Below are 12610 nucleotides of genomic sequence, written 5' to 3'. Positions count from 1 at the left end.
CTATGAATTTTTGAAGGAAAGTTGTTGATAACCTGAAAATTGAAAATGAAAAAAGTGCTCAGAAACGTCAGTTTTGTAATTTTGCTTCTAAAAATGTGTATCATTTTTGGGCAAGAAACGACTGCTCAAAAACAAATTGTAATTGACGTTGGACACGGTGGAAATGATTCTGGTGCGATAGGTATTAATAAAATCCAAGAAAAGGATGTTGTATTGGATATTGCGAATGCCATTTTGAAGCTTAATAATGAATTGGATAAACCTTTGGATATTTATTTGACTAGATATAATGATACGCTTATTTCTTTATCGGATAGAACGAAATTGGCTAAAGCCTTGAATGCTGATTTATTTGTGTCGTTGCATTGTAACCATTCTGATAATCCAAATGCGAGAGGGGTTGAAGTTTATGTGGCTAACGCTACTTCAGAATATTCTGATGAGTCTACTTGGTTTGCTTTTCAACTGCAAGATGCATTAAATAAGGGTTTAGGTTTTGAGAGTAGAGGTGTGAAGTTTGCGAATTTTCAGGTGTTGCGAGAAACGATTGGCAATTGTCCAGCAGTATTATTGGAATTGGGGTTTTTGAGTAATGTGGATGAGAGTAGTTACTACCGTAAGCCTGAATCGATAAAGCTCTTGGCTTTGGTAATATGGGATAGTTTAATTAAAAAAATATTTAGTTATGAGAGAGTTGGGGATTGAGGTAATAAAATGTATAAGAGAGATAATAGTTATTTTATTCTATTTAATCCAAAAGGACAGATAAGCTTAATATATCATTGGTCTCGATACATATCTTCGCCTACTTGTAGAAATCTTCTCCAAAAGAACGGAAATGGTAGCCCTCTATGATAATGACTGGTAATTGTAAAAATGTAATCGTAGCCAATTTTGATTGAACTGAAATCCTTTTCAGCAGAAAACAACTCAACCTCTTCTATTACCTCTTTTTTGTAATCATCAATTGAGTCATAAAGTAATATAGAATGTTTGACTTTTCCGGATTGTCTGCTGTAACCAGTATCTAAATAAAATTGTTCTGTTTCTGATTTAGGAAACCATATCTGAAGGTTCAATTTCTCATCGAATAGTTTTAGTACATTTTTTAAGTCTTCATACGCTTTACTACTATTTAGGATTACGCACCAATCGGCTAAAAGCGTCAATAGCATACTGGATTTTTCATCTTGTTTCTTATTTCCCAGATAGTAGTCAACTAAGTTCTCATAATGAGTTCTAAACAAAGGAAAAAAATCTTTAAGAACTTTAGCGTCGTGAATGCCTACAATTAGCGTTCTTAACCATTTTATACCTTCTTCTTTTTTCCCAGTTAAAAATAGAAACCTCATTGCTGGTTCAATATCTATGATATGGTCATCATATAAAGGGTAGTGCGAAGGTGGGTTTGTATCTATTAGAGAAACAAGAGCTTCGGAAATTGTCATAGCAGCTTCTTCGAAAATAGTAGCATTTTTAGGTGCTCTCGAATCAAAATGGTATTGATAGTGTCTGATTTCGGTTAATCCAATATTGGCAAGTACCCCTATTTCTTCCCAGACAGTCAAACCATACTCTATTTGATTTTTCGAGTATCGTTGTAAGCTATGTTCGACGAAGTAGTGGTCACTTACTTTATTAAAATACGCTATGCCTATTTTACGTCTTAGAGAATGAATATTATAAAACTCTATATTGACATATTTTTTCTTAAAGTGACCTTGACTGTTTAACCATTCAAATGACTTCAAAATTGTTTTATCCGCAGCTTTAATGGCTGACTTTAAATATCCATTGTCCTCTGCCCATTTGAAAACAATATCTAAACAAATTTGAACGAGTTTTAATCTTTTTAATAATGGCTTTTTGGTTTTAATGGGTTTTTCTAGAATTAAATCAATTAGCTTTTTAAAGTGATTTAAATCGTAATCTTTAAGTTCAAGAAAGGCTAATGTTTTCTTTAAGAGTAAACGCCTTTGAGAATCAAAAAGCCTTTCAGAAAGTAGATTGTCCGATACCATTCTAGCAATATCATCAATACCCCAAAAATCAAATTCTATTCCTTTTTCCTGATGCTTTTCCGTGTATTGCGCCCAACTTGTCTGTATAGTTTGCTCAAGTACACCGTTGGTGGCAATGATTATTATTTTAGGAAGTTTTTTTTGACGCGCTGTAAGCGATATGTTGATGTAGGTTTCTCGTATTTCATTCAAAGATTGTCTAACACTATTTTGCCCAGAATCCCAAATTGAACGAGAAATATTACCTTGCTTTACGGTAATAAGAAACAGCTTTTCCACGTCATCTTTGTCTTTGCCTATTGCCGCAATATCCACTCCATACTGCCTGCCCTTTTGTGGTTTGGAAATTGGAATGATACCCTTGCTGTTAAGGATGTCAATAAGAAGAGTGTCCAGTTCCCCATCCTCCTTTAGTAAGGCTAAATATTCACTAGTCAGAAAATTCATCTCTCGTTTTATTTTGCCACATTAACCGTAATTTTTCTTGCCCTATCTCATCAATAAATTGAACGCGTGCAACTTCAAAACTACTTCTGAAATTCTGCATCTCCGATTCTTGAGAATACTCTCCTCTATATTTTGAGAAAAAAGATTTGCCTGCTCTTAAGTTTACATTGGTAAACATATTTAAAAATGAACCTCTTTTCATTTCTGAATCATCCATCAATTTTTGCATTTGGCTGTTTTGTTGTTTCAAAAAGTATTGCATCTTCATATCGGATGGCTCAAACTCATTTACCAATTCCAATTCAGTAACTTGTTTGTAATAATTTTCCGAAGATTGAATTATTTGGTCAATAACAGATTTTATAGTTTTGTTGGCCGAACTTCTTTTTCTTTTCAAAATTTCCGTTACGGAGTAATAATTTATTATCAAATATTTTGCAAATAGGCTGGCAATATGATTTCTTATTTTTTCACTTTTATGGTTGACTTCAAGGATAGAATAAAGCATTTCTGAAGCATATTTTCTATCTAGAATATGACCGACTATCATATAAACTATATAGAGTGAATCTTTTTCGGATAGTTTTTGTAGTGACTCTTTGGGAAGTCCTATTGCATCTACATTTGAGCTAAGATTGCTTATTACAAATGGCAGAGCAAATTTGTATAAGCGGTTGTCTGAGTTTAACCAATCCAAGAACATTTTTTTAATAGATGACGGGTGCTCAAAGTATAGTTCTTGAATAACTCCTTCCAAAGAAGCAATACCTTTTAATTTTTTTTTATTGTTAAGAACCCAATCGTCTATGAACTTTAAAATCAATTTAGGATGAGATTTGGTTATGTCTTTTAGTCGAAAGCGAATCGTATTATAAATACCTTTGTATTTGGTATCGGTATAAGTTAAATGACTTAAACATTCTTGGAAGAACTCAATATCGTCATCGGGCTTAAATTCTTCATTAAGTGACCTTGCTACCTCACTTTGAACTTCGACATTTTTAAGCTCTAATAGTCCAAGTACAACTTCCTTGGCTTCTTCAATTTTCGTAAGGTGTTTATTGTAAAACCTAGTGATTATACCAAAGCATTTTGTTGATTCTTCACTAAGTACACTTTTTAATTTATTGTGGACTTTTTTGAGGAATTTCTTTTCTTCTTCTTTATCAGTGAAAACACTTCTGTAAGCAGCATCCACGCCCGAAGAAATTTTGTTTTCATCCTTACTATCAATAAAATCTAAGATTTCTTTCTGGTAATCAAAGGTAGTTTTGGATTTCGAGAGCCCACTGAGAATTGAGGCGCTAAATGATAAAGTTTCTTTCGTGTTCTTCTTTTCGATTAGGCTTAATAATTCAACAGCTTCTTGAGGTTTTGCTTCTGCATACTTGTTTAACCCCTGATAAATGTAATAACCCGCTCCATCATTTTCTATTCTTCTGAAGAGTATTGGTAAGGATTCAACGAACTCCTTTTTGTTAGGGATATCTAAATCTTCGCAATACTCTCTTAAGTCCTGCCAAAACTCAAAGTAATCAGGGTCCTCTTTTAGTTGTTTTAGAAATTTATTAGGCATTCTTTTGATACTATATTTTAAATAAAAAAAGCTAATGAATACTCATTAGCTCAGTCAAACTTTATCTATGTGTAATCTAGTCTAAAGATATTAAAATTTTAACATAATTTCTTACGGACTTCCGTATTCATTCTAATCTTTGTAAGATTATTTTCTCTTATCCCCAGCCTTAGTATCAAAAGCAATCAAATTAAACAGTTCACGCATACGGCTGCGAACACGATTACCGTAGCGTTCTTCGAGTTCTTCAGCATTGAGGTTGGTGGTAGCGTGTGTTTTTATTTTCCGTTTGGTATCAAGATAGAGTTCGTAACGAGATAACAAGACTTCACCCATTACGTTCAAATCTTTACCGTAAAATCTGCCAGCAGGTTCCACGCCTAAATCATCAAAACAATAGAATTTAGTATTGCCGTATTCTTCAACAGTTTTAAAACCAAGATGGTTAAAACTAAAGGCTACATTCCTGCACGGAATCATTTCATAAGGGCGTTGCAGCGGTACAATATGGCGTAGCAATTTCATCAGGCTGGTTTTACCACATCCTACAGGTCCAGAAAGTAAAATGCCTTTGTCAATGTCTATTCCATACTTTTCACAATTGTCCTTATCCTTGATAAAATAGTGGCAGAGCTTTCGGATGATTGTGATATCTTCATCATAGATTCTAAAATTTTTTCCGAATAATTGTCTGCCTTTGGCATTTAGATAAATCAAGATTTTGTCAAAATCGTAAAGAACGCTTTTGCCATCAAACTTGCCAAGTGAATATTCAATACCACCTTCGGTAATTTTAGAGGGGTTGTCCATAATCTTTGTTTTTAGTGGTTCGCAAGTTGTCCTTGATTTGGGATGCTTGTTTTTTGTTTTCTTTGTTTTCTTCGTCAAAAAGTTCGATTCTATCCATCCAGTTTTTGGCTACTGCACGCCAATCTCTAATCGATTTTCCATCGCTCGTTTGCCAATTCCGAGTTTCATAATGGGCAAAGAATTTTTTTCCTTCATCAGCATTAATACCTTTTTCAATAAAAAAATCAATAACGGCCTGGCAGCCCTTTGGTTGTTTTATATTGTTTACTTGTTTGGTATTGTTTATAGTAGATACCAATGCTTGTCCACCTATGGGACGGTGCGAGTCCACAGCTTGTCCGTTTATGGGATGGTGCTGTCCCGTAAGCGGTACACCATTGAGACGGTACTGTTCCGCAACCTGTTCTAATATGGGATTGTACCGTCCCATATCCGGTTCATCACTTGTCCCGATAATGAACATCTTGATTTTACTGCCCTTATATGGATTGTTGGAAGGAAAGTAGCTTAGATAGTCCCAAGCATTTAAATCGGTCACACATCTGTGGTATGTGGATTTTGAGCCTATTTTAGACGCAAGCATCAAATCCCTGCGGTTCACGAAAAATTCATCCGCAAATCTAGAGCTGTTCCATTCTTGGAAAAGCGCCATATACAAACTGATATGCGTAGGATTGAGCCGGTCATCAAAAAAGAATTTTTCAAAAGCCGCATTTAGTAGCTTTATATAGTTCATCACCTAAGAATTAAGGCCGTGCTGCACACGGTTGGCGGTCATTATCGTTTGTATTTCTTCAGCATCATAGTAAATGATTCCCCCAACTTTGGTGTAAGGCAATGTACCATTGATACGTAGGTTTTGTAAGGTGCCTGGACTTACTTGTAATAAATCCATAACCTCGGAAGATTTGAGGTATTTTTTCAGTTTTCCGCTGGCTTGCTTGGAAAGAAGATTTTTAATGTCATCGAGTAATTCTAGTTTGAATTCCCGAAGGTCGTCTGTTGTAATAATACTTGTCGGCATAATAAAAAGGGTTTAATGGTAAGGGACTATCTGAAATAAATTTTTAATTGATAGCCCCTGACCTGATTTGACTTTCGTTCTGCAAATTTGAATAGGTTTATTGGATTTTATTCCCCAGTACGACCGTACTACGGTTAAAATTTAACATTTTGAAAATTGAGGTGTTTTGTAGTGTTTTAAAGGTCATAAAATATAAATCACACGCCAAATCATAGTAAATTAAATGAAAAAAGTATTCAAAATCGAAAGACCGTAGGTCGACCGTAGTACGGTCTTATCTAAACATTTTAAAATTGAGTTTAAGGAAGTCATTAAAGGCTTATTCTTCGCTCTTTTTTATTTCGATTTGAAGTGCTATCGAAAGGTCGTCAAGAAAAAGAGTTCTACTATTTTTCCGATTTTTAATGTCCTGAAAGGTTTTATAAATGTCTTTCGGCTCAAAATCGAATACCTGCTGCAATCGCTTAGAAACTTTCATTATACTTTGATTATCCTGCTTGCCTAAGCCTTTTGCACAAAGCGCATAGACCAATTCAACCCAATCCGTATTAGAAAATGGCCAACGTATTTTTTTTAAAGATGAAACTGGAGTTAAAATACCGTTTGAACCATTCTGAATTCGATTTTTTTTTTCATCGAGATAAATTATCAGAGAATTGAACGCCTTGAACTTTCCTAAAAGCATATCTCTTGGTGTGCAAAATTCTGGGTCTTGAAAATAGAATTTTGAGGTAATAATGCGAAAAGTATTCATATGGTCTCTTGTATAATACTCTTTATCAAAATGAACTGCTTCAGAATTAATATAACGCCCAAAATCGATATTGTATAAGAAGAAACGATTGAGTTTGTTGATTTTCTTTTTGATATATTTTAACTGATAATTTTTACCCGCCTTCGGGAACTGTGTTTCAAAAGAATGTATCTCTGAAAAATAAATTAGTTCTATCAGCGGAATTTGCTTGGTTTCCTTAAAGAATGTTATTTCGTCATTGATGGTATTAAATCCTTCTCTAAGAATTTCTTTCTTAAAGGTGCTGAGTAAACTGCTGCATAATGCGATGGATTGATACGCCCTTTCCAAGATGTCATCATTTTGAATTCTAACATCATCCAAATCTTTTATCAGCTTTTTTGATAATAATTGTAAATTCATAAGAAGGCGTATTAAAATTGTAAAACATATTAAGGTGTTTTAATTGAAGGTTTAAAAAAGGATATTTTCGTGATTTAAACTAGATTAAATCGCACCCATATTCTAAAAAAATCAAGTTTAGCAAGGGTTGTAATGGAATTCTTGTTAATTTACTTTTTTAGTAAAATAAAGTCAAGAAACTGTGACGTACTTAATTACGGAATATACCGTATTTTTCTACGGAACTACAGTCACTTACTGTAAATACTAGGATTGAAGTCTTTGGTAGCTATTACTTTTTCTTCCGGAATCGTTTTAAAAATTCAGTTCTATTTTTCACGCCACTCTTTTTAAAAATATTGGAAGCGTGTTTTGATACTGTACTTTCCGCGATGAATAAATCTTTAGCGATATTTTTGTAGCTCAAGTTACTTAAAATGGAAACTGCAACCTCGATTTCACGACGGGTCAAATCTTCATAGATAATCTTATTCTTTATTAATTCGGTTCTATGCTTTTTCTTCAACGCAAAAACCTGATACATTCTGTTCTTGTTTTCGATAAAATAAAGATACCTGTCGATTTCTATGGTCGTAATGGCGTAAAATGCAATATTCATTACGCTAAATGTAAGCCATTGATAATCGCCTATCAGCGTGCAAACGGGAAGCAATGCAATACTTGATGCGCCAATTAATGAAAGTTTGTTCCTTCTCAAGATAACGGGCTTAGGATTATTTGGTATTGATATTCGACGATAGAAAATGACTAGAAAAATGAAGGCAATTATCGAAATCGGAATCGTAAAAAAAAGTCTTGCCGTATCAAGATTGTCCGTTAGCAAATAAGGAATTATAAATAATATTAAAAAACAGACTGCTACCATTATAGCAACATTCCGAACAGATGATTTGAAGGATAGAACTACTATATCGTATTCTTTATATAAGTGGTATATTATGAAAACGCAAAGAGTAATGGCCACGCTGTAGGTAACGATATATTGAAGAATAATTGGATCTGGTAAGCTATCTATGGGAAGTAAACCCCCTGTAATATTGTATGTAATAAAAAGTAAGCCAAGACTGATAAAACGTTTAAGGCTCCTACAGTTCTGTTTTCTGGAAGCGTAAATTGCAAACAATACAATGAACGTATCTAGCAATAGATAGAAAAACGTTGTCCAATGTATAGATGTCCCAAACATTTATAATGTTACTATTCATTATGCTCAAATTTGTTGGTTTCTAAGTTTTTTACAACATTGTTCCAATGAAATACTTTTCCGTTCATAGCAATATAAACATCTGGCTTTAGAAATTGTAGTGAGCTAATTGCATACCCTAAATTAAATGGGGCATCCGTATTAGCAGACGACCCTAAAATGAAAGACCCAACTAAAACTATAGTTTTGCCAATATTGAGCTTTCCTATATAGTTTGCGGTAGCTTCCATCGTGAAAGTACCGTGTGTAATTAATACTTTGGTCGCATTAGTTCCAATTATCTTACTGAGAAGCAATTCAAGGTCATTTTCAGTAATAGCTCGACTATCCTTTTTAAAGATACTTTCGATGGTATATTCAAAGTCAACATTTGCACTATCTAAAAAGTCTTTAATTGTTATATTAGTTTCTGTAACACCTTGGTCATTTTCATAATCCAAACCTTCGATTGTGCCGCCCGTTGTGAATATATGTATCATAATTAATTGTCATTGTAATACTTTTAAAGTTAACCGAAATATTTTATAATGGTTTTGAGGGGATTTAATGTAGATAAATTTTAAGATTAAACATACAAGTATGATTAGAAATTAATGACACTATCAAGCGCATCATCAGTATCTTTATTGATGAAGTTTGCTTGGTAGCGTATTGTTGTGGTCACCGAAGAATGACGATATAATTTTTGTAACATTTGAATTGGTATTTTATCCCCAGAAATATTTCCGAAACTATGTCGAGCTATATGCATACTTATGTTTTTAGTTATGCCTAGTTGCTTTGCTGCAATTTTTAGCCTTCTGTTTAGGTTTCTGGTAATGGATTGTGTCCTTTTTGAAACTTCCTCGGTATTATTTAGGTCTATATGATTTAATTGAGGAAACACCAATCCGTTGCTTTCTGATTCATCCTTATAATTTTCGATTATTTCAATTGCTTTTTCAGGAACCTTTAGAGAAACCAGTTTGCTATTTTTATTCATTCTATAAAGTAGCCTACCATCATTAAAATCCGACCATTTTAGTTGAAGTACATCCCCAACTCGTATGCCAGCGAAATAAAAACTAATAAGCCAAATATGAATTGCCTTTTGTTGGGCTTCCGTTATACCTTGCGCATTTTCAAGTTTTTGTATTTCATCGGCGGTAAACCCTATTTTTTGAGATTCAGGAATTCTAATGGTCATCTTACCTTTCCCAAAAGGATACAACCCCCTATCTACAATAGATTCTGAAATAGCTAAATTATAAATGGTTCTTATAAGAATCAGATAATTCACAACAGTTCTAGGCGATAGGTTTTTGCGATGTAATAAGTGTGTTTCAAACTTCTTTAGGATTGTAACGTCCAGCTTGTTAAAAGGAAGTGAATCCTTACCTAGAAACTCTTTAAACTTTTTCAATCGACCAAATTCCGTATCGTACTGATGGTGTTTGTTTCTGTTCTTAAGATTTTGAAGATGCATATCTGCAACCGTAAAAAAGTCTAAACCCTTCTTCTTAATTATTTTATTTCTTATTTCTGATACAGTTTCATACTCAGATTTCATTTCCGATTTGAGAACCTTGTCATTTGCTTCGGCTAGCTTACCTGTTATAAAATTGTTGAGGACTTTGGAGTTAGGGTGGGATTTTCTAACATTACGATTCCTTTCATCCCAAAACTTTTCATCGATGTATTGACCCGTATTTAGAAAGGTGCTTTTACGGTCTTTTGTGATTCGAATAGCAATAGGAAGCTGTCCAGCTTTGTTTTTTTTCTTTCTCGTAACTGCTCTAATTGTTGCCATATCGAATTTATTAAATCTTCAGTATAAAGGTAATCATTTTGGGTACAACATAGGTACAACATTTGTTGATTTCGTTTGATATTATTTGATACCAAATTATATTAATTTTTAATTAAATAATTGAATATCAGTATGTTTATATTATTATGATACATTAGTATCAAAAACTCATAACCCGAAGGTCGCTGGTTCGAGTCCAGTCCCCGCTACTAAAAAAAAAGGCTTGTGTTTCACAAGCCTTTTTTTGTATTTAATACTCTCTAAATATTTCATAAACCAACTCTTTGGTCAAGGGTCTACCATTTGCTTTTTCGCGTATGGCATCAAAATTACATCTAAAGTCGCAACCTGCTTTGTATTCGCTACAACCATACGCAGTTTTTCCTTTAACGATAGTACCTATTTTACATTTTGGACAACTATTTTCTTCAGTAGTATTCTTTGCTTGAACTTTAGACTTCTTAGGTTCTAACTTTAGCTTAAAGCTTTCATCAAATCTAACCAAACCTTCAACGGAAGCATTGTTGACTTTAAAGCCTTTTAAATTCACCGTGGATCCTTTTTGAAAAAGTCTTGTATATTGTTTTTCTGAAATAGTTTTTCCTTCAAATTTAAAAGGAATAACAAAATCACAAGTCTTATTAAACTCAGAACAGCCATAGGCTGATTTCCCTTTTCGTATGGTTCCTTTTTTACATTTAGGACAAACCTCTGATGTTATTTCTGTAGCCTTTTTAATTGCTATTTTCTTAGAAGCCGCTGCTGCCGGTTTATTATTTACAGCCGAAATATTAGCCTTTCTAGTTTCACTTCGAACTTCGTAAACCAATTGATCCACCATTTGTTTCATCTGTTTAATGAAACTACCCGCACTAAAAGTACCTTTCTCTATATCTTTTAATTGCTTTTCCCATTTACCAGTAAGTTCGGCAGACTTCAGCATTTCATTTTGAATGGTATATATTAATTGAATACCTGTAACGGTGGGAATCACTTGTTTTTTATATCGTTTTATATATTTTCTACGAAACAATGTTTCAATGATATTGGCACGTGTTGAAGGTCTACCAATTCCGTTTTCTTTCATTAGCTCACGAAGTTCATCGTCATCGACCTTTTTGCCTGCTGTTTCCATTGCACGCAAGAGTGAAGCTTCTGTATACTGCTTTGGTGGCTTTGTTTGCTTTTCTAGAAATGAAGGTTCGTGTGGTCCCTTTTCGCCTTTCTTAAAAGTGGGTAATATTCCCGTTTCTTTCGCTGTTGTATCGGGTGTTTCAAAAACAACACGCCAACCCTTTTCTAAAATCTCTTTCCCCGTGGTTTTAAACTTTACTGTTTCAGCTTTACCGATTACAGTTGTATTAGAAACTTTACAATCTGGATAGAATACCGCAATAAACCGACGGACAATTATATCATAAACCTGCTGCTGGTTGTACTGCAAGTTCATTTGCTGACCGGTAGGAATAATAGCATGGTGATCTGTAACCTTACTATCGTCAAAAACCTTTTTGGTTTTCTTTATTTTTTTACCATCAAGAGGCTTCGTTAGCGTATCATACTTCGTAAGGTTCTTGAGTATTCCCGGCACTTTAGGGTACACATCATTAGGCAAAAATGTGGTATCTACTCTTGGGTAGGTTACTACTTTTTGCTCATATAATTTCTGAACAATCTTTAATGTCTCGTCTGCACTAAATCCAAATTTGGTGTTACAATACACTTGCAGCCCTGTTAAATCAAAAAGTTTTGGTGCATATTCATTCCCCGCTTTTTTGGTAGTGGAAACAATTTCGAAATCGTGTTCTTTTACAATATTGGCAAGTTTTTCGCCATCTTCTACTTTTAAAAAACGACCTTCTTCATAACTGAACAACGTCTCGCGATATAATGTTTGCAGCTCCCAATAGGGTTGTGGTTTAAAATTCTCTATCTCCTTAAACCGGTCTACCAACATTGCCAAGGTAGGTGTTTGTACACGCCCAACAGACAATACTTGTTTGTAGCCACCATGTTTTAAAGTGTATAAACGGGTAGCATTCATACCCAAAAGCCAATCGCCAATTGCACGAGAAAAACCTGCATAATATAAATTATCGTAATCTGTAGATGATTTTAAATTATTGAATCCTTCTTTTATAGCTTCTGTGGTAAGTGAAGAAATCCAAAGTCTTTCAACTTTACCTTTATAGTTCGCTTGATTTAATACCCAACGTTGTATCAATTCTCCCTCTTGCCCGGCATCACCACAGTTTATAACAACATCTGCCTTATCGAATAATTGCTTTATAATTTTAAACTGTTTTTGAATACCAGAATCTTTTGTCACTTTGGTTTCAAAATGTTCGGGTAACATTGGTAGATTATTTAAATCCCAACTTTTCCAATGTGGTTTATAATCATTTGGCTCTTTGAGCGTGCAAAGGTGTCCGAAAGTGTAGGTTACTGCATAGCCATTGCCTTCGTAATAACCGTCATGTTTGGTATTTGCCCCAAGAACGGAAGCGATTTCTCGAGCTACAGATGGTTTTTCGGCAATACAGACTTTCATTTTATGAATTGAAAATTAAAGATTTAGGCATT

At 34.0% G+C, this 12610-nt stretch carries 11 protein-coding genes; 1 reads left to right on the top strand and 10 read right to left on the bottom strand.

Going from position 1 to position 12610, the window contains the following annotated elements; genetic code table 11:
• Positions 1 to 45 precede the first annotated feature (45 nt).
• Positions 46 to 705 carry an N-acetylmuramoyl-L-alanine amidase gene (locus tag Q0871_RS11540; RefSeq protein WP_299322977.1) on the top strand — a complete coding sequence of 220 codons (660 nt, stop codon included), beginning with the start codon at positions 46 to 48 and terminating at the stop codon, positions 703 to 705.
• A 74-nt stretch (positions 706 to 779) separates the two neighbouring features.
• On the opposite strand, the gene Q0871_RS11535 is transcribed toward Q0871_RS11540, so the two are convergent.
• The 10 genes from Q0871_RS11535 to Q0871_RS11490 form a co-directional block, all read right to left on the bottom strand.
• The gene (locus Q0871_RS11535; RefSeq protein ID WP_299322974.1) at positions 780 to 2468 is read right to left on the bottom strand and encodes a hypothetical protein; all 1689 of its coding nucleotides are present in this window, start codon (positions 2466 to 2468) and stop codon (positions 780 to 782) included.
• The gene (locus Q0871_RS11530; protein WP_299322973.1) at positions 2452 to 4044 is read right to left on the bottom strand and encodes a hypothetical protein; all 1593 of its coding nucleotides are present in this window, start codon (positions 4042 to 4044) and stop codon (positions 2452 to 2454) included. Before Q0871_RS11530 ends, Q0871_RS11535 begins: the two co-directional genes overlap by 17 nt.
• 147 nt (positions 4045 to 4191) lie before the next feature.
• Positions 4192 to 4854 (bottom strand): ATPase, encoded by a 663-nt coding sequence (locus tag Q0871_RS11525; RefSeq protein WP_299322968.1) that lies wholly within the window; start codon positions 4852 to 4854, stop codon positions 4192 to 4194.
• Positions 4838 to 5590 (bottom strand): hypothetical protein, encoded by a 753-nt coding sequence (locus Q0871_RS11520; protein ID WP_299322963.1) that lies wholly within the window; start codon positions 5588 to 5590, stop codon positions 4838 to 4840. The genes Q0871_RS11525 and Q0871_RS11520 overlap by 17 nt, the downstream gene beginning before the upstream one ends.
• Before the next feature lie 3 nt (positions 5591 to 5593).
• Positions 5594 to 5878, bottom strand: coding sequence for a helix-turn-helix domain-containing protein (locus Q0871_RS11515; RefSeq protein ID WP_299322958.1), 285 nt, complete (start codon positions 5876 to 5878; stop codon positions 5594 to 5596).
• A gap of 319 nt (positions 5879 to 6197) precedes the next feature.
• A complete protein-coding gene (locus Q0871_RS11510; RefSeq protein WP_299322953.1) occupies positions 6198 to 7034 on the bottom strand; it encodes an RteC domain-containing protein in 837 nt (278 codons plus the stop codon).
• 271 nt (positions 7035 to 7305) lie between these two features.
• Complete coding sequence (locus tag Q0871_RS11505; RefSeq protein WP_276493783.1) at positions 7306 to 7731, bottom strand: response regulator transcription factor; 426 nt, start codon at positions 7729 to 7731, stop codon at positions 7306 to 7308.
• Positions 7732 to 8231: 500 nt separating this feature from the next.
• Positions 8232 to 8717, bottom strand: a complete 486-nt coding sequence (locus Q0871_RS11500) for an asparaginase domain-containing protein (RefSeq protein ID WP_276493782.1) — start codon at positions 8715 to 8717, stop codon at positions 8232 to 8234.
• Between the two features lie 104 nt (positions 8718 to 8821).
• Positions 8822 to 10027 carry a site-specific integrase gene (locus Q0871_RS11495; RefSeq protein WP_073240416.1) on the bottom strand — a complete coding sequence of 402 codons (1206 nt, stop codon included), beginning with the start codon at positions 10025 to 10027 and terminating at the stop codon, positions 8822 to 8824.
• Between the two features lie 250 nt (positions 10028 to 10277).
• Positions 10278 to 12578: a type IA DNA topoisomerase gene (locus Q0871_RS11490; RefSeq protein ID WP_299322939.1), complete on the bottom strand. Its 2301-nt coding sequence runs from the start codon at positions 12576 to 12578 to the stop codon at positions 10278 to 10280.
• Between the last annotated feature and the right edge of the window lie 32 nt (positions 12579 to 12610).

It is taken from the genome of uncultured Maribacter sp., from assembly GCF_947500985.1.
Classification (GTDB): Bacteria; Bacteroidota; Bacteroidia; order Flavobacteriales; family Flavobacteriaceae; genus Maribacter.
Note: the sequence above shows the minus strand (reverse complement) of the source record. Positions and strands in the feature narration are given on the sequence as shown.